Origin of the sequence: Cytobacillus dafuensis (assembly GCF_007995155.1) — a bacterium.
Lineage (GTDB): Bacteria > Bacillota > Bacilli > Bacillales > Cytobacillaceae > Cytobacillus > Cytobacillus dafuensis.
This window is the reverse complement of record NZ_CP042593.1, coordinates 3,131,782-3,150,434: the sequence shown is the minus strand read 5'-3', so window position 1 is coordinate 3,150,434 and position 18,653 is coordinate 3,131,782. Positions and strand designations below refer to the sequence as shown.

General features: G+C 35.9%; 21 protein-coding genes. 20 read left to right on the top strand and 1 reads right to left on the bottom strand.

Features of this window, described 5'->3' with window-relative positions:
- Positions 1–29 precede the first annotated feature (29 nt).
- The 18 genes from ndk to FSZ17_RS14875 all read left to right on the top strand — a co-directional run bounded on the left by ndk (position 30) and on the right by FSZ17_RS14875 (position 16,341).
- Positions 30–476 (top strand): nucleoside-diphosphate kinase, encoded by a 447-nt coding sequence (ndk, locus tag FSZ17_RS14960; RefSeq protein WP_057771360.1) that lies wholly within the window; start codon positions 30–32, stop codon positions 474–476.
- Positions 477–810: 334 nt separating this feature from the next.
- Entirely contained in the window at positions 811–1,584 is a 774-nt protein-coding gene (locus tag FSZ17_RS14955) for a CheR family methyltransferase (RefSeq protein ID WP_057771359.1), read from the top strand.
- A 255-nt stretch (positions 1,585–1,839) separates the two neighbouring features.
- Complete coding sequence (gene aroC, locus FSZ17_RS14950; RefSeq protein ID WP_057771358.1) at positions 1,840–3,012, top strand: chorismate synthase; 1,173 nt, start codon at positions 1,840–1,842, stop codon at positions 3,010–3,012.
- A 1-nt stretch (position 3,013) separates the two neighbouring features.
- Positions 3,014–4,084, top strand: a complete 1,071-nt coding sequence (gene aroB, locus FSZ17_RS14945) for a 3-dehydroquinate synthase (RefSeq protein WP_057771357.1) — start codon at positions 3,014–3,016, stop codon at positions 4,082–4,084.
- A gap of 17 nt (positions 4,085–4,101) precedes the next feature.
- Positions 4,102–4,476 (top strand): chorismate mutase, encoded by a 375-nt coding sequence (gene aroH / locus FSZ17_RS14940; RefSeq protein ID WP_057771356.1) that lies wholly within the window; start codon positions 4,102–4,104, stop codon positions 4,474–4,476.
- Between the two features lie 40 nt (positions 4,477–4,516).
- Positions 4,517–5,614 (top strand): histidinol-phosphate transaminase, encoded by a 1,098-nt coding sequence (hisC, locus tag FSZ17_RS14935; RefSeq protein WP_057771531.1) that lies wholly within the window; start codon positions 4,517–4,519, stop codon positions 5,612–5,614.
- A 158-nt stretch (positions 5,615–5,772) separates the two neighbouring features.
- A complete protein-coding gene (locus FSZ17_RS14930; RefSeq protein WP_057771355.1) occupies positions 5,773–6,879 on the top strand; it encodes a prephenate dehydrogenase in 1,107 nt (368 codons plus the stop codon).
- A gap of 42 nt (positions 6,880–6,921) precedes the next feature.
- Positions 6,922–8,208, top strand: coding sequence for a 3-phosphoshikimate 1-carboxyvinyltransferase (aroA, locus tag FSZ17_RS14925; RefSeq protein WP_057771354.1), 1,287 nt, complete (start codon positions 6,922–6,924; stop codon positions 8,206–8,208).
- A 116-nt stretch (positions 8,209–8,324) separates the two neighbouring features.
- On the top strand, positions 8,325–9,230 hold the full coding sequence (locus FSZ17_RS14920; RefSeq protein ID WP_057771353.1) for a hypothetical protein: 906 nt from the start codon (positions 8,325–8,327) through the stop codon (positions 9,228–9,230).
- Between the two features lie 19 nt (positions 9,231–9,249).
- Positions 9,250–10,506: a tetratricopeptide repeat protein gene (locus tag FSZ17_RS14915; protein ID WP_057771352.1), complete on the top strand. Its 1,257-nt coding sequence runs from the start codon at positions 9,250–9,252 to the stop codon at positions 10,504–10,506.
- A gap of 141 nt (positions 10,507–10,647) precedes the next feature.
- Complete coding sequence (locus tag FSZ17_RS14910) at positions 10,648–11,190, top strand: ReoY family proteolytic degradation factor (RefSeq protein ID WP_057771351.1); 543 nt, start codon at positions 10,648–10,650, stop codon at positions 11,188–11,190.
- Between the two features lie 97 nt (positions 11,191–11,287).
- On the top strand, positions 11,288–11,752 hold the full coding sequence (locus FSZ17_RS14905) for a YpiF family protein (RefSeq protein WP_057771350.1): 465 nt from the start codon (positions 11,288–11,290) through the stop codon (positions 11,750–11,752).
- Positions 11,753–11,901: 149 nt separating this feature from the next.
- The gene (locus tag FSZ17_RS14900) at positions 11,902–12,408 is read left to right on the top strand and encodes a Rieske (2Fe-2S) protein (protein WP_057771349.1); all 507 of its coding nucleotides are present in this window, start codon (positions 11,902–11,904) and stop codon (positions 12,406–12,408) included.
- 3 nt (positions 12,409–12,411) lie between these two features.
- Positions 12,412–13,086, top strand: coding sequence for a menaquinol-cytochrome c reductase cytochrome b subunit (gene qcrB, locus FSZ17_RS14895; protein WP_057771348.1), 675 nt, complete (start codon positions 12,412–12,414; stop codon positions 13,084–13,086).
- A 43-nt stretch (positions 13,087–13,129) separates the two neighbouring features.
- Positions 13,130–13,903, top strand: coding sequence for a menaquinol-cytochrome c reductase cytochrome b/c subunit (locus FSZ17_RS14890; protein WP_057771347.1), 774 nt, complete (start codon positions 13,130–13,132; stop codon positions 13,901–13,903).
- Positions 13,904–14,087: 184 nt separating this feature from the next.
- Positions 14,088–14,684 (top strand): lipoprotein heptaprenylglyceryl N-acetyltransferase LhaT, encoded by a 597-nt coding sequence (gene lhaT, locus FSZ17_RS14885; protein WP_057771346.1) that lies wholly within the window; start codon positions 14,088–14,090, stop codon positions 14,682–14,684.
- 88 nt (positions 14,685–14,772) lie between these two features.
- Positions 14,773–15,567, top strand: a complete 795-nt coding sequence (ypjB, locus tag FSZ17_RS14880) for a sporulation protein YpjB (RefSeq protein ID WP_057771345.1) — start codon at positions 14,773–14,775, stop codon at positions 15,565–15,567.
- A gap of 93 nt (positions 15,568–15,660) precedes the next feature.
- Entirely contained in the window at positions 15,661–16,341 is a 681-nt protein-coding gene (locus FSZ17_RS14875) for a zinc metallopeptidase (RefSeq protein WP_057771344.1), read from the top strand.
- 102 nt (positions 16,342–16,443) lie between these two features.
- Here the strand turns inward: FSZ17_RS14875 and FSZ17_RS14870 are convergent, their stop codons facing one another.
- Entirely contained in the window at positions 16,444–17,304 is an 861-nt protein-coding gene (locus tag FSZ17_RS14870; protein ID WP_057771343.1) for a YitT family protein, read from the bottom strand.
- A 199-nt stretch (positions 17,305–17,503) separates the two neighbouring features.
- Between FSZ17_RS14870 and FSZ17_RS14865 the strand changes: the two genes are divergently transcribed.
- Both FSZ17_RS14865 and dapB read left to right on the top strand, forming a co-directional pair.
- Complete coding sequence (locus FSZ17_RS14865; protein ID WP_057771342.1) at positions 17,504–17,833, top strand: nucleotide pyrophosphohydrolase; 330 nt, start codon at positions 17,504–17,506, stop codon at positions 17,831–17,833.
- 15 nt (positions 17,834–17,848) lie between these two features.
- Positions 17,849–18,649, top strand: coding sequence for a 4-hydroxy-tetrahydrodipicolinate reductase (gene dapB, locus FSZ17_RS14860; protein WP_057771341.1), 801 nt, complete (start codon positions 17,849–17,851; stop codon positions 18,647–18,649).
- Positions 18,650–18,653 lie beyond the last annotated feature (4 nt).

The following is an 18,653-nucleotide window of genomic DNA, read 5'->3' as shown; positions in this document are numbered from 1 at the left end:
CTATACATAAGCTTTAGGAGTTGAATTTAATGGAAAAAACATTTTTAATGGTTAAGCCTGATGGTGTTCAACGTAATTTAATTGGAGAAATAGTTGCTCGTTTTGAAAAGAAAGGCTTCCAGTTAGTAGGGGCAAAATTAATGCAAATTTCAAATGAGCTTGCTGAAAATCATTACGGAGAACATAAAGAACGTCCTTTCTTCGGTGAGTTAGTGGACTTTATTACTTCTGGTCCTGTATTTGCTATGGTGTGGGAAGGCGAAAATGTGATTTCTACAGCACGTCAAATGATGGGAGCGACTAATCCTAAAGACGCTGCTCCTGGAACAATTCGTGGCGACTTTGGAATTACAGTTGGAAAAAATGTTATCCATGGATCTGATTCGCCTGCAAGTGCAGAACGTGAAATTGGTCTATTCTTCAAGCAAGAAGAAGTTGTAGAATATTCAAAGCTTATGAATGAGTGGATTAACTAAAATAGTCCAAGCACTGAAGCTAGATTGTTTTTACTCTTGCAAAAAATAATATATTTGATCTTTATAAAATGGCACCTGCAAAATGCGGGTGCTTTTTTAACACGTTAAGAAAGTATAAATTGCCAGCGAAGAAGATGATTCGACGTAGTTGCCAATTTTAGGAATTAAGTGTAAGTGCAACTTCGTCTCTGTCTTCGCCTTTCCAAGGCTCGCCAATCGGCGAGTTTTCTTTATTTCTAACTTTTGTAGGAAAAAACTAGTCCTTTTTTCCTTATTTTCAGCTATACTTACAATAGGATAGAGATAGAAAATAGGATTTAGAGGAGAAGAAAAGATGTCTCGGGATTATGAGGAATTTATAGTCAATATTAAGAAAAAAACAGGGATTGATCTTTCCCTTTATAAAGAAGCGCAAATGAAAAGAAGGCTGCTATCATTATATGAGAAAAAAGGATTTCAATCCTTCCATGAATTCTTTGAAGCATTAAGAAAAGATAATGAGATATTAAACGAATTTCTAGATCGAATGACTATTAATGTATCGGAATTTTACCGAAATTCAAAACGATGGGAAGTTCTTGAAAATAAAATTCTTCCCAAATTGCTTTCTGAAAATAAACGTTTGAAAATATGGAGTGCTGCCTGTTCAACAGGTGAAGAACCATATACGGTAGCAATGGTAATGTCGAAATTTATGCCATTATCACAAATTCAAATATTAGCAACGGATATTGATGAAAATATCATTTCTAGAGCGAAATTAGGTGTTTATCCCGAAAGATCCTTGAATGAAGTACCTGAAGCTATGAAAAAGAAATATTTTCAGAAAGATGGAAGCTTTTATAGGATTTCAGAGGATGTAAAAAAAACAGTGACATTTCGTAAGCATAATCTACTTGCAGATAGCTTTGGTGGGCCATTTGATTTAGTTATTTGCCGAAATGTTCTTATTTATTTTACAGAAGAAGCCAAGGATGAACTTTATATTAAATTTAGTAACGCATTAAAATCTGATGGTATTTTTTTCGTTGGGAGTACTGAGCAAATTTTTAATCCCAGTAAATATGATTTTGATACAGAGGATACTTTTTTCTATAAGAAAAAATAAGATCTAGGGCCTGGATATCCAGGTCTATTTATTTTTCGCGGTAAAAATTTTTAAAAAATGATTGGAACATGTTTTATATTTTTACTTCTTTTAGAGATTAAATAATTTTATTGTTTTTGTGGAAATACAATTTTTCATGTTAAAATGAGTGCATTCGAAAATGTTATAGGAATTTTCAATATTTTACTATGTTTATTTTTGTTCCTATGTTATATTGGTACATAATCCTTTAATGAGTTGAAGGGGGAAAGAGTTTTGAGATATTTAACTTCAGGTGAATCACATGGGCCACAGCTGACAGCTATTATTGAAGGGCTGCCTGCAGGAATGCCTTTAGTTGATTCAGACATCAATATTGAATTATCACGGCGTCAAAAAGGTCATGGACGTGGCAGACGCATGCAAATTGAAAAGGATACTGTACAAATTACTGGTGGAGTAAGGCATGGTTATACTCTTGGCTCTCCAGTGGCATTAGTTGTTGAAAACAATGATTGGAAGCATTGGACAAAGATCATGGGACAGGATCCGATTGCTCCAGATGAAGAAGATGAAATGAAAAGAAAGATTTCTCGTCCCCGTCCAGGTCATGCGGACTTAAATGGAGCGATTAAATATGGACATCGAGATATGCGAAATGTTCTTGAGCGCTCCTCAGCAAGAGAAACAACGGCAAGAGTTGCTGCTGGTGCTGTTGCAAAAAAACTACTTTCGGAGCTGGGAATCAATATTGGCTCTCATGTAGTCGAAATTGGCGGAGTGAAATCTACTGTAAAAGAATATGATTCGCTTGATAAACTAAAAGAGATAACAGAAAACTCACCTGTTCGCTGTCTTGATCCAGAGGCTGAAAAGAAAATGATGGAAGCGATTGATTTAGCAAAAGAACAAGGAGATTCCATCGGTGGTATTGTTGAGATTATTGTTGAGGGAATGCCTTCTGGAGTAGGAAGCTATGTTCATTATGACCGCAAGCTAGACGCTAAATTGGCTAGTGGGATTATGAGTATTAATGCTTTTAAAGGCGTTGAAATCGGTATTGGTTTTGATGCTGCAAGCAGGCCTGGCAGTGAGGTGCATGATGAAATTACGTGGAGTAAGGAAACTGGCTATTACAGAAAAACAAATCGATTAGGTGGTCTTGAAGGCGGTATGACTACAGGGATGCCAATCATTGTTAGAGGTGTAATGAAGCCAATTCCAACACTATATAAACCACTGCAAAGTATTGATATAGAAACAAAAGAACCATTTACAGCGAGTATAGAACGCTCTGATAGCTGTGCTGTTCCTGCGGCGGCAGTAGTTGCGGAGAATGTAGTTGCATGGGAATTAGCTGCAGCGATTGTTGAGCAATTTTACTCAGACAGGTTTACAACATTAAAGGAAGTTATTGATCAACAAAGAGCGTATGCGAGGGATTTTTAACATGGAAACTATCACCATCGGGACTGAATCGAAAACATATCCTGTCTATGTTGGTTTAGGAGCAGTGCAACAACTAAACTCCTATATATACAAAAACTTTCCATCATTAACGAATATAATGATTATCACCGACGAAACTGTTGCAAGTCTTTATTTAACAAAACTTCAAGATAATCTATCAGATTTTGAAACATTTTCTTATGTTGCTCCAATCGGTGAAAGGGCGAAAACCTTTGAAGTTTATTATCAAGTATTAAGCTTTGCTCTTGAAAGGAAGCTTGACCGTAAATCACTGATAATAGCCTTTGGGGGTGGAGCAGTAGGAGATCTAGGCGGGTTTATCGCTGCAACATATATGAGGGGAATTCCGTTTATTCAAGTGCCAACAACTATTCTTGCTCATGATAGTGCAGTTGGAGGTAAAACAGCGATCAATCATCCATTAGGCAAAAATATGATTGGCGCATTTTATCAGCCTGAAGCGGTTTTTTATGATTTGAATTTTTTAAGCTCTCTCCCTTTAAATGAAAGAAGATCAGGTTTTGCAGAAGTGATAAAACACGGACTTATACATGATCCGATTTTTTTTACTTGGCTTATGGAAAAAATAACTACGCTTAGGGATTATTCTCATAGTGATTTAGCTTTTTCGTTAATTAAAGGAATTGAAATAAAAAACTATTTTGTTTCAAAAGATGAAAAGGAATCAGGTATACGTGCCTATCTTAATTTTGGGCATACTTTAGGCCATGCAATTGAGGCAGAATTGGGTTATGGCGAATGGACACATGGGGAAGCGGTATTAGTAGGGATGTTATTTGCCTTGAAATTAAGCAAGAAAATTACAGACCTTGACTTTAATACTGACAATTTTAAGGCTTGGCTTGAACACCTAGGCTATAAAACTGAAATACCTAAAGAATTATCAAGAGAAAAATTGCTAGAGAGAATGAAGCAAGATAAAAAATCAGTTGGACAAAAGGTGAATTTTGTTTTATTAAAGGAAGTTGGCAGTCCTGTCCTTTATGAAGTGTCCGATGAAGAAATATTAATACAGCTTGAGATTTTTTAGGGGAAGGAGGAGTGAGTGTGTTTCGTGGCGTGAGAGGAGCAACAACGGTTAATGATGATAATGAAATTGAAATTGTCCAGGCAACTGAAATCTTGCTTCGAAAAATGATCGAGGAAAATGAAATTGAAGCAGAAAAGGTTGCTTCTGTCTTCATTTCAGTGACAGAGGACATCACAGCGGTCTTTCCGGCAAAAGCCATGCGTTTAATAGAGGGGTGGAAGTATGTTCCTGTCATGTGTATGAAAGAAATCCCCGTCGCATCCTCATTGCCAAAATGTATTCGTGTGATGATTCACGTGAATACAAATATTCCGCAGAAAGAAATCAGCCATATATATTTAGGGGAAGCAATTAGTTTAAGACCCGATTTAAATACAGTTGATCAATCTTAATTTAGAAAAGGACGATAATGAAGGAAAAAAGGTGATTAACATGAAATGGAAACAGCAACTGCTTGAATTAACCCCTTATCAGCCTGGGAAATCAATTGATGATGTTAAAAGACAATACGGCCTTGAGAAGATTGTTAAGCTAGCTTCGAATGAAAATCCATTTGGCTGCTCAGAAAAAGTGATTGCTGCCATCAAATATTCTGCAGCATCTTTTCCAATATATCCAGATGGATATGCAACAAATTTACGAGAAGCCTTAGTCAATCATTTTCATTTAAGTCCTGCACAGTTTATTTTTGGAAATGGTGCAGATAACATTATTCAAATTATTTCTAGAGCTTTCCTAAGCTCAGATTCTAATACGGTTATGGCGAAACAAACTTTTTCTCAATATAAACATAATGCTGTGATCGATGGGGCAGAAATAAAGGAAATTCCACTAATAGACGGAGAGCATGATCTTAATGGCATGCTAGAAGCTATCGATGAAAAAACCTCTGTTGTATGGGTGTGTAACCCAAATAATCCGACAGGGACTTATATTTCCGAAAATCGATTAAAGGCATTTATAGAAAAAGTTCCGAGTGATACATTGGTTGTTGTTGATGAAGCATATGTTGACTATGTCGTTGCCGACGACTATTGCGAATCAATTAAATTATTAGATCAGTTTCCTAATTTAATTATTTTACGCACATTCTCAAAAATTTATGGTTTAGCAAGCCTAAGAGTAGGTTTTGGCATTAGTCATCCAGACATCATTAAAATATTAGAACCTGCTAGAGAACCATTTAATGTGAATACAATTGGTCAGGCTGCAGCAAAAGCAGCAATTGAAGATCAGCAATATGCAGAAATTTGTAAGCAAAAAAACCGTGAAGGACTCGAACTGTTTTACCGTTTTTGTGAGGAGAACGGTTTAGATTATTATCCTTCACAAGCAAATTTTATTCTGATTGATTTTAAAATGGACGGAAATGCAGTCTTTCAATTTTTGCTGGAACAAGGGTTCATTGTTCGTTCGGGAAAAGCTCTAGGGTTCCCGACAGCTGTGAGGGTGACGGTTGGTTCAAAAGAGCAAAATGAAGGCGTAATACAAGCAATGACCAATTTATTAGCTGAGAAAACAGTCATTTAATATCGTAAAAGTAAAACGAACGTATCTGCCAAGAAGGACTTGGCGAATCCCTGGTTTTCTAATAGAGAATAATGGTAGGAATAAAGAAATCGGCTAATCGGCCGATTTCTTCCAGTTCTAACCTCCAATCTCTAACCTCATTATAGGTGGTGAGCTTCTTGGATGGCCGTGTATTTATTATTGGATTAGGTTTAATTGGTGGTTCATTAGCTTTATGTATCAAAAAAGAACATAAAGATTCCTTCATAATCGGCTATGATGTTAATAAAGATCAAACAAGACTTGCTAGGATGTTAAATGTTGTTGATGAAACAACAGAATCGATTGAACAGGGAGCAAAAAATGCAGATTTAATTTTAATTGCTACTCCTGTGAAGGAAACAGAAAAGGTCTTGCAAATATTAGAGTGTATACAGCTAAAAAGAAACGTCATTATTTCTGATGCAGGCAGCACGAAAAAGGAAATTGTTCAATTGGCGGGAAATCTCAAAAATAAGGGAATCACATTTATTGGCGGACATCCAATGGCTGGTTCTCATAAGAGCGGGGTTACCGCTGCAAAAGCGATATTATTTGAAAATGCCTTTTATTTATTAACTCCTGAAGAGCATATACTTGAGGAACAGCTGCATCAGCTGCAAAATTGGTTATCAGGCACAAAAGCTAGGTTTATCAAAATAACACCGGAAGAACATGATTATTTGACAGGGGTTATTAGTCATTTTCCTCATATTATTGCTGCATCCCTTGTACATCAAGCTGAGAAAACGAGTACGAAGCAAAAGTTAATACCAAGTTTGGCAGCAGGTGGTTTTCGTGATGTAACAAGAATTGCATCAAGCAGTCCAGAAATGTGGAGAGATATTCTACTACATAACAAAGATGTGCTTTTAAGCTTATTGGATGATTGGCAAGAGGAAATGCATAAAGTGGCTAAAATGATAGCAGCTGCAAATAGTGCGGAGATTTTTAATTATTTTTTTTATGCAAAGCAATTTCGAGATGAATTGCCTCAAAAGGAAAGAGGAGCAATTCCGTCTTTTTACGATCTTTTTGTCGATGTACCAGACTACCCTGGTGTCATTTCAGAAATTACTGGTTATTTAGCAAAAGAAGAGATTAGTATAACGAATATTAGGATTCTAGAAACGCGTGAAGATATTAATGGAATTCTAGTAATTAGTTTTCAAACAGAAGAGGATCGAACTCGGGCAGATCTTTGTATTCATAAGCATACAAATTATGAAACGTCGGAAGGTCTTTAGAATAACTTCTAGTTTTTGTAAATGTTAGGAAGGAGGATTTTCATGAAGCCAATTAAACTACAAACGAACATTCCTTCGTTGAAGGGTACTTTAGCCATACCAGGTGATAAATCAATATCTCATCGATCCATCATGTTTGGGGCAATCGCAGAGGGCGAGACTACGGTCACGAATTTTTTATTGGGCGAAGATTGTTTAAGTACAATCTCATGCTTTAAAAAATTAGGTGTATCCATTCAACAGCAAGAAGATAAAGTGATTATTAATGGCAAAGGGTTTAATGGGCTAGAAGAGCCATCAGAAATATTAGATGTTGGAAATTCAGGAACAACGATTCGTTTACTTATAGGGATACTAGCTGGGCGCCCCTTCCATTCTGTATTGGTGGGAGATGAATCGATTGGCAAACGACCAATGACAAGAGTAACCAAGCCATTGAAGTTAATGGGTGCTGTTATTCAAGGCAGAAAAAATGGCGAATTTACTCCTTTGTCGATAAAAGGCGGGAATGTGAAAGAGATAAATTATGAACTGCCGGTAGCAAGTGCTCAAGTGAAATCATCTTTGCTATTTGCAGGATTACAAACAAAAGGAGTAACAACAGTCATTGAACCTGTAAAAACAAGAGATCATACTGAAAGAATGATCAAAAAGTTTGGCGGTGAAATTGAAATTGATGGGCGAACAATCCACCTAAAAGGAGGTCAGCGGCTTTCTGGGACACGCATCCATGTACCAGGAGATATATCATCTGCTGCTTTCTTCCTTGTTGCAGGTTCAATTGTACCTAATAGTGAAATCACGCTAAAAAATGTTGGTTTAAATCCAACAAGAACGGGTATTATTGATGTAATGAAGGAAATGGGTGCCGATATTACAATCATTCCATCTGAAGACGATACTTTTGAACCTTGCGGTGATATTGTCATAAAATCCTCTATTCTAAATGGAATCACTATTGAAGGGGACATGATCCCTAGATTAATTGATGAGATCCCTGTGATAGCTCTTTTAGCAACACAAGCAGAGGGTGATACAGTAATAAAAGACGCTCAAGAACTAAAGGTAAAGGAAACAAATCGAATTGATACAGTAGTGAATGAGTTAGTTATGCTTGGAGCAAAAATCATTGCAACAGATGACGGTATGATCATAAAAGGAAAGTCTAACTTAAAAGGCGGAACAGTTTCAAGCCATGGAGATCATCGAATTGGAATGATGCTTTCTATTGCCGCTGCCATCTGTAAGGATGAAGTTTTCCTTGAAAATGAAGAATCAATATACATATCCTATCCTTCATTTTTCGAACATTTAAAATCTCTACAATAATCATTGATTTTTTGGGGCTGCACTGCAGCCCTTATTCAATTTATGTGTGAAATAAATGATCATAAATTCAAAAAATTATACATAGCTTGTCATAAGACCGTTAAAAGGGTGGTTTTATGACTTATATTATTGAAAATGCCAATATTTTGAAAGATCAAAGATTAACAAAGTCCTCTCTGTTAATTGAGAATGGGAAAATATCATCTATTAAACCTAGTTATAAAAAGTATAGGCATATGAGAATGGATGCTGACCCCTATATTATGACGCCCTCACCAATCCTATTCAATAATGAGATTCCGAGTGACCTCTCATTTCAAGAAATAAAAAAATATTATATTCAAGAATATATTCTTAAAGGCTGCACCGCTTTTTTAACAATGGCTACCGTGAATCATGAGTATGAAGTACAAGTAGAAATTAAGAAATTGAAGATCCGTTTATTAAATTGTCCAGTCGATTATATTATAGGTGTTAGATGTCCGATACGATTAATAACACAATCTTTCATAAGAAGGTGTAAACGAGAAAAAATACCTGCTGTGTTCGTAGATATTCAATGTGTGGACGAGCTATATGGAATTCCCTGGGGTTGGATAAGAGAGGCCATGTTTCCTTACAATAGTCCACTTATTCCAATGTTTATTAATGATAAGGATAAAGAGAATAAACAAGCAAAAATGGAATGGAAAAGAATAATGGAGGAAGAAAAAATTCCATATGTTCATGATGAGTTAGTTGAAAATCAGCCCATTTCATATCCTATACGATCTCAAATTGGAATATTTCCATTTAAATCAAGTATTCATCAAGGCTGTGAATTGTCATATAATCTATACTTGAAAAGTAATGAAATCAGAAAAATTGATGAAGAGGAATTGTTCCATTATCATAGAAATAAGCTGGTTATTACTGTTCATAAGGGTGAAGTCATAAGAGTGAAGGATGAAGTGATTTTTCGCCCAGGTTTCGGAGAACATGTTAAAATAAATACACCATCTTTCTTTAAAATGGATGTTTAACCTTGAAAGGATAATGAGTATGGATAAAATAAATCAAATCATAACTCTTTTAGAGAACGGTAATCATGAAGAAGCTTTAAGAAGCTACCGAAAAATACTTACAAATGGTTCCCATGAAGAGAGATTTGTTCTTGGTGAGGAATTATTTCAGCTTGGTTTTATTGAAGAAGCAAAGGCATTATTCGAAAGATTGCTTGAATCCTATCCTGATGAGGGAGAGTTACTTGTCCTACTAGCAGAAGCCCATATTGATCTTGGTCAAGAGGATGAAGCAATACTTGTGTTAGAACGATTAAATGAGGAAGATCCAAGCTACCCTCAATCCTTATTATTGCTAGCTGATCTTTATCAAATGGAAGGCTTATATGAAGTAAGCGAGCAAAAGCTAATGAAAGCAAAATCCATTTTACAAAATGAAGTTATAATTGATTTTGCTTTAGGGGAGTTATATGCTGAGCAAGGAAAATTTTTAGAGGCAACAAAGGCTTATGAAAAAGTTCTTTTAACAGAAGATGTGATAGCTGGAGTAAATGTTAATCAAAGGATGGCGGAAGTTCTTAGTGTTGGTGGAGCATTTGAGGAAGCTTTACCCTATTATGAAAAAGCCTTAAATGAAAAAATTGAAATTAATACCCTTTTTAGTTATGGATTCACGGCCTTACAAGCTGGATTTAATCGGACTGCTATCGAAAAATTTAATGAACTTAAAGAGCTTGATCCGGAATACCATTCCTTATATTTATATCTTTCAAAGGCATATGAGCGTGAGGAAGAGCTGCAAAATAGTTTCAATGCCATAAATACAGGAATTGAGTACGATGAGTTTAATAAAGAACTCTTTTTTCATGGCGGGAAGCTTGCATTGAAGCTTAATAAGGAAGAGGATGCAGAGAATCTATTTAGAGAGGCTTTGGCACTTGATCCAGAGTATACAGAAGCTGCTTCCACTTTGACTAAATTATTCCTTCATCAAGAAAGATATGAAGATGTTTTAGAAATAACAGATTTATTTAATGACTTTGAAGAAGAAGAGCCTCAGCTTCTATGGGATGCTGCCATTTCCTATCATCAACTTGAAGAATATTCATTAGCATTAAACAAATACACAACCGCATATACTTACTTAAAAGAGCAGTCAGATTTTCTTTCAGATTACGGGAATTTTTTAATTGAAGAAGGAAAAATGAGTGAGGCTGCCGAAATTTTTAGTAAGCTAGTTAAAATGGAGCCAGACAGCATAGAATATCAAGATATACTGCAAAGGCTTTCGGAGTAATAAAAAGTTAAACAATTATTTACTAATTTAAAAATTGGGTAGAGAATTTAGGAGTAAATGAAAGGAATCAGCTCATTCACTGGATTCCTCAATTCTTGCTTCAAATCTCTATCCTATAAAAAGCAGAGGAGGGAATCGAACATGTCAGCCCCTGTATCTGTCAACGAGAAAAAGGATTTTATTCGCTGGTTTCTCAATCATTATCAATTAAAAAGGCGCGAATGCGTATGGATTTTAAATTATTTGATGAGCCATGACCAGCTAATGGAAAAAGTTCATTTTGTAGAACAAGCTCAGTATTGCCCAAAGGGATTAATTATGTCCACCCACTGCGTAGAAGAAGTGCCATTTCGCTTCTATAAGGAAAATGTTATGACGACTGATGCTGAGAAATCCTTTCATGATATTCGTCTGAACCGTGATGAGGATATTTTTATTCAACTAAACTTTCATGCATCAAATAAAGCTCATCAGTATGCTGCAGTTTTGGAAGAAAATCCATTTATGCCGAATCGTATTGAAATTAGTGAAAAGGATAAAATTGTTGCCGAAAGATTCCTAAATGACAGTTTAAAGAAATTCCAAAAGGAAAGTCTTTTAAAGAAAATTGATGAAGCGCTAGATAAACAGGATGAAATTGGCTTCCTGCGTTTATCAGAAGAACTAAAAAGACTAAAGTATTAATTTTTCGCTTGCTATTTAGCAGGCTTTTTATTTTTTTGTAGCAGTTAATTAATAGTGATATGATAAAAAGGATAAATTAAGTAATGGAGTGAATTAAATGAAATGGAACCCCCAAGACATTGATATGTTCCTGCAATCAAAGGAATATGTTGATACTGTTGTTTTGCCATTGCTGCCAGTTGCTATCAGTAATGATACAAAACAAGCAGCATCAATGACTGAGTTTATCTCATTACTAAGTATGCAGCTCGAAAGACAATTTAGAGGCAGACTTCTTTTGCTACCTGGCTATTCTTACTTGAAAACGGAGTCTATGGACAAGCTTTCAGGGGATTTAAAAGTTTGGGAGAGAGAGTTACTTGAAAATGACTTTAAACATGTTCTTTTCTTAACATCTGATAGTAATTGGAAGACTGTTGAAAATCAGTTAGAGGGCGAGCTAATTTGGCTGCCATCACTGCCATTAGAACATATGGATGAGAAGAATCGAAATTCTCTTTTAGAGGATCAAGTGAAGCAATTAATGAATTTGTTTCTTCAAAAATGGCAATCTGCCGACTAAAACACTTTATACGTCACATAGTTGACATGTTTTACCTTAGGATTATATTGACCTTCATTACAGATTGATATATCATGGTTATGTCCTAGTTTTATATTGTGTTGAATTATGTCCGTTGGACTTTACTTCATAATAGAGGGGGGAAAAGTATGAGCAAAAATCAAGTTTCTAGACGTCAATTCCTTAGCTACACTCTAACTGGTGTAGGCGGTTTCATGGCTGCAGGGATGTTAATGCCTATGGTTCGTTTTGCTGTTGATCCAGTTTTGCAAGCTAAAGCTGAAAGTGATTTCATTCCAACACCACAAAAAGTTTCTGAAATTACTGATGTTCCAACTAGGGTTGACTTTAAATTTGAACAGCAGGATGCTTGGTATACATCAGAAGTAACTGGTACTGCATGGGTATACCTAGATGACAAAGGGGAAATTGTCGCATTATCGCCTGTATGTAAGCATTTAGGCTGCGTAGTAGACTGGAACACAGATAAGGCAAATCCAGATAAGTTCTATTGTCCTTGTCATGGTGGACTTTATACGAAAGATGGTACGAATGTTCCAGGAACTCCACCGAGTGGAGCGCTAGATGTATATCCTTACAAAGAAAAAGACGGTTTTCTTTATTTAGGAAAAGCCAAGCCACGAAAGGAGGCGTAATCATTGTTAAACAAGATTTATGATTGGGTAGATGAGCGTTTAGATATTACGCCTTTATGGCGCGACATTGCAGATCATGAAGTGCCTGAGCATGTTAACCCAGCACATCACTTTTCTGCTTTTGTTTACTGTTTCGGTGGATTAACGTTCTTCGTTACTGTAATTCAAATTCTATCTGGAATGTTTTTAACTATGTATTATGTTCCAGATATTAAAAATGCATGGGAATCTGTGTATTACTTGCAAAACCATGTTGCATTTGGACAAATTGTCCGCGGTATGCATCACTGGGGTGCAAGCTTAGTCATCGTAATGATGTTCTTACATACGTTACGCGTTTTCTTCCAGGGAGCGTATAAAAAGCCTCGTGAATTAAACTGGGTAGTTGGAGTACTTATTTTCTTCATTATGCTTGCACTTGGTTTAACAGGCTACTTATTACCTTGGGATATGAAAGCACTGTTCGCAACAAAAGTTACAATGCAAATTATTGAATCTACTCCTTTAATAGGAACATACTTAAAAACATTAATTGCTGGAGATCCAGATATTGTAGGAGCACAAACGATTACCCGCTTCTTTGCAATTCACGTATTCTTCTTGCCAGCAGCTTTATTTGGATTAATGGCCGCTCACTTTGTTATGATTCGTAAACAAGGTATTTCCGGACCATTGTAAAAAAAAAAATACGATTATTTTGAAAAAGGAGGGGAATCGCCCAATGCATCGTGGAAAAGGTATGAAATTCGTAGGTGACTCTCGTGTACCTGCGCTTTCTGAACGAAAACCGAATATTCCAAAAGATTATTCGGAATACCCTGGGAAAACGGAAGCGTTCTGGCCTAACTTCCTGTTGAAGGAATGGATGGTTGGTGCTGTTTTCTTAGTCGGATTTTTATGTCTAACCATTGCCCATGAACCACCGCTTGAAAAAATAGCTGATCCTAGTGATACAGCTTATATTCCACTTCCAGACTGGTATTTCTTATTCTTATATCAATTACTTAAGTATACTTATGCTTCTGGTCCATTTAATGCTGTAGGTGCTTTTATTATACCAGGCCTTGCGTTTGGAGCATTATTATTAGCGCCGTTCATTGACCGTGGTCCTGAGCGCAGACCTTCAAAGCGTCCATTAGCTACAGGGTTTATGCTACTTGCTTTAGCTGGGATTACATTTTTAACTTGGCAGTCAGTTGCTACCCATGACTGGGAAGCTGCTGCAAATCAAGGGAAAATTGTAGCTGAAGTTGACATTGATACTGAAGCTGAAGGTTATAAGCTACTCGAAGCAAATAACTGTTTATCATGTCACGGAGCGGAGCTTACTGGTGGCGGAGGTTCACCTGCTCTTGTCGATACAGGACTAAAACCTGAAGAGATTTCTGAGATTGCTAAAAATGGTAGAGGTTCAATGCCTCCTGGTATGTTCAAAGGCACTGATGAAGAGCTTAAAAAACTTGCTGAATATATTTCTGGTTTAACAAGTAAATAAAAAAAGCCTAAGCGCCTTGTGGCTGCTTTCGCTAGACATTTCTCAAAATTGAGAAATGTTATACTTCTTATTCATGATAAAAAGCTGACGCATTTGTGTCAGCTTTTTTCTATGAAATCAGATATTCTAGATTGCTCTATGGTAAAATAATGGTTGAATAATATTTAAAGAGAAGAGGGCAATAATGAAGTGGATATATCCTATATTAGCTAATCGAGTAGTATTATGGCTTTTATTAATTGTGAATATTGCAGGTACGATTTATGGCTATATTTGGTATAAATGGCAGATGGTTGATACCCCGCCTATTTTCTTGCCATTTGTTCCTGACAGTCCAACAGCTAGTTTGTTTTTTGTTTTTGTATTAATTGCTTTTCTGCTAGGTAAAAATTGGCCATTATTCGAAGCATTAGCTATTGTTACTCTGATCAAATATGGTATTTGGGCAGTTGTTATGAATATTTTGGTTTTTCAAGTTACAGGAGAATTAGATATAATAGCACTAATGCTTATTGTTTCGCATGGAGCAATGGCCATCCAAGGGATGCTTTATGCACCATTTTACCGTATTAAGACTTGGCACTTTGTTGTAACAGCAATATGGACATTACATAATGATGTCATCGACTATGTATTTTTCATGCTGCCTCGCTATCCCATTTTGGATTTATATACACCTCAAATTGGGTATTTTACATTTTGGCTATCTATATTTTCACTGGGAATAACTGCCTATTTATGTTTACGAAATAATAGATTTACACTAAAAATGAATATCTAGATGAATAGATAATTCAAGGTCTGATTTTCTGGTCTATCCTTGTCCAATCCCTCATACATATTTAATAGTAATTCGAGGGGGGACAAGTATGAAAGCAAGAGTATTTATGACAATTATAATGTTTTTACTATTATTGCCCATATCAGTAAATGCAGACGAAACCTCACCTGTAGATAAATTGGATCAATTATCTAATGAAGCATTACAAATGGTCAAGCTACATCGATATGAAGATGCTAAAAAGCTGTTGGATTATTTTTCGGAACAATTCGTAACAGTTTCAGATAAAGGTAGATCCTTCACTGTTGATGAATTAAGGATCGTTTCGATCTCGTATGATGAAGCTGTTCAAGCAACAGCAAATGCAACAATGAATCATGAAGAGAAAATAAATCGTGTTACAAAGTTTAGACTTGTAATGGATGCTATTACGTCCCCATATCAGCCGTTGTGGACAGAGATGGAATCTCCGATTATGAATGCATTTAGCCAAGTGAAGGAAGCTGCTTATGCTGGTGAAAAGGAACAATTCCATGCAAATTTAAACAGTTTTTTATCTTTGTATGATGTAATCTACCCTAGTATGAAAATAAATGTTGATATTGAGCGAATCCAAAAAATAGATGCGCGAATTGAGGTTATTGATAAGTATCGCAATCAAGTTTTAGAAGAAACAACGACACAAATGGAACTTGAGGCCTTAGAAGCAGATTTGCAGCTATTATTCGATGAAATGACTGATGACGAAGCTGATCCTTCCTTATGGTGGGTAATAATTTCTACTGGGAGTATCATAATTCTTACATTATCCTATGTTGGCTGGAGAAAATACAAAGGGACTCAGCAAGCTGAAAAAAATCTTTCTAAAAGGCAAAAAGATTGACGATATTCATCATTGAAAATACAATTAAGTTTAAATAAAGATTTACACCAATTATGGTGTCCTTCTAGAAAACGCAGAAAAGGAGGTACAAAAATGGGAGGATATCTTATTTATTTTATTATCATTATGATAGTGCCAATTTGGGCGCAAATGAGAGTGAAAGGCTCTTATGTTAAATATTCAAAAGTACCATCTTCTTCACATATGAGAGGAGCAGAGGTTGCAAGAAGAATTCTTGATGCCAATGGTTTATATCATGTAGGAATTGAAGAAATACGTGGACATTTAACAGATCATTACGATCCCCGTTCAAAGACAGTAAGGCTATCATCAAGCAACTATCATGGCCATTCGGTAGCTGCAGCTGCAATAGCAGCTCATGAAGTAGGACATGCTATTCAAGATCAGCAAGATTATGCATTTTTACGATTCCGACATGCACTTGTTCCAGTAGCCAATTTAGGATCAAATTTTTCTTGGATATTAATATTAATTGGTATGTTTGCTGGATTGAGTGGATTTGTTCTTCTAGGAATTATTTTTATGGCTTCTGCCGTTATTTTTCAACTTGTTACTTTACCTGTTGAATTCAATGCATCCAATAGGGCGATGGATCAAGTAATTGCTCTTGGGGTGATCAGGAATGATGAAGAAAAGGAAACAAGAAAGGTTCTAAACTCAGCGGCATTGACATATGTAGCCGCAGCTGCTGTAGCAGTATTGGAATTACTTCGACTTATTCTTGTCTACACTGGAATGCAAAGACAAGATTAATCCATTTCTTTTAAAAAAGGTGCCTGTCTCTTGACAGGCACCTTTAATTGTTTTTATTACAGATTAACAAGTAGTAAGGCTCCTAACTAATCGAAGATTCATTTACAGTTCAAGCGGCTTTTTATTTTCGTCTAATGTGAAGCCCTCTCCAAGAACATCATGAACGATGGTGACTGAAACAAATGCGTGAGGGTCAACGGACGTAATGACATTTTTTAAACGAACTATTTCATTTTTTCCGACAACGCAATATAGAACTTCTCTTTCCTTTTTTGTAAATGATCCATAGCCCTTTAATACAGTTACTCCTCTTTCCATTTCAGTCATGATCTTTGAGGCAATTTCATCATTCAAATCTGAAATAATCATCGCACCTCTCGCAGAATAGGCGCCTTCCTGCATGAAATCAATTACCCGTGCTCCAACAAATACAGCAACAAGTGTATACATAGCTTCCTTATATGATAAATAAAAAATTAAAGATAGGATAATGACAACTGCATCAAATACGAACATGGTTCTTCCCATACTAATTCCTGCATATTTGTTCACTAATCTTGCGATTATATCGACGCCTCCTGTTGTCCCTCCATAACGAAAAATTATTCCTAATCCCGTTCCAATAAAAACGCCTGCAAATAAAGCAGCTAATGTTAAATCTTCATTTAACGGCATATGTATTTGAATGCGCTGAAAAATCCAAAGGAAAATCGATACGCTTACCGTACCAAGAATTGTATATAAAAAGGAAATTCTCCCAAGTAATTTCCAACCAATTAAGAAAAGTGGTATGTTTAAAATTAAGTTTGTATAAGATGGATCCCATTTAAAAAGAAAATAAAGAAGAAGTGTAATCCCTGTAAAACCACCTTCAGCTAAATTATTTTGCATATTAAAATGGACAATTCCAAAGGAAAAAATAGCTGACCCTAACAGGATATATAATATATTCTTTAATCTCATAAAAATCCTCCGCTTCCTAAATTTCACTTAAATAATTGTGCCTGTTTATAGTGGATAAAGTCAAGAGAGTTTCAAGTGATAAATCAAGACGCTTCTTCTGATAAAAAATGTTTGTCAATAGGCAGTTGTTTAGCTAACATGTAAGAAGGATCATGATGGTGTTTTGATTGCTTTATTTTTGGAAAGGGTGTAATTGATTATGTCACATAAAACAATGATAGAGCTTCAAGCGGAAGTAGATGCTTATATTAGCCAATTTAAAGAAGGTTATTTTAGCCCATTGGCAATGATTGCGAGATTGACAGAAGAATTAGGAGAGCTTGCTCGAGAGGTTAACCATCAATTTGGGGAGAAGCCGAAGAAAGAAACAGAAACGGAGAAGGCGATTGAAGAGGAAATGGGTGATATGCTATTTGTCCTTATTTGCCTAGCCAATTCATTAAATATTAACTTAGAAGAGGCTCATGACATTGTCATGAAAAAATTCAACACTCGTGATAAAGATCGGTGGACAAGAATCGAGGATTAAAAAGGAGAAGTTAATATGGAAAAAATTAATGTCGTTATCGCTGGTCCAAGAGGACGAATGGGTAGAGAGGCTGTTAAGCTTGTACAACAGACGGAAAACTACCATTTAATTGCTGTTGTTGATCATAAATACGATGGTAGATTTTTAAGTGAAGTAGAGGGCTTCTTTGGTTTAGAAATACCGATTTATTCGGATATAGCAAAATGTTTTTGTGAAACAAAGGCTGATGTGCTCATAGACTTAACGACACCAGAACATGGTATGTTTCATACGAAAACGGCATTGGAGTATGGCGTCAGGCCAGTAGTTGGAACAACTGGTTTTTCTAAAGAGAATCTATCAGAACTTGACTCTATTTGCCGTGAAAAAGAAATTGGCTGTATCATCGCACCTAACTTTGCTATCGGAGCCGTTCTTATGATGAAATTTGCTCAAATGGCAGGTAAATATTTTAATGATGTTGAAATTATTGAGCTGCATCATGATCAGAAGCTTGATGCTCCTTCAGGTACAGCTGTAAAAACAGCGGAAATGATCGCAGATGTACGAAAAGCAAAAAAACAAGGACATCCAGAAGAAAAAGAAGCCATTACAGGGGCAAGAGGGGCAGAGTATGAAGGAATGCATATTCATTCTGTCAGATTACCTGGTTTAATTGCTCATCAGCAGGTTATGTTTGGTTCAGAAGGACAAACATTATCGATTCGCCATGATTCGTATAATCGTCAATCTTTTATGTCTGGTGTAAAGCTAGCTGTAGATACTGTATTAAAAATTGATACTCTTGTTTATGGGCTTGAAAATATTTTGGAATAGAGGC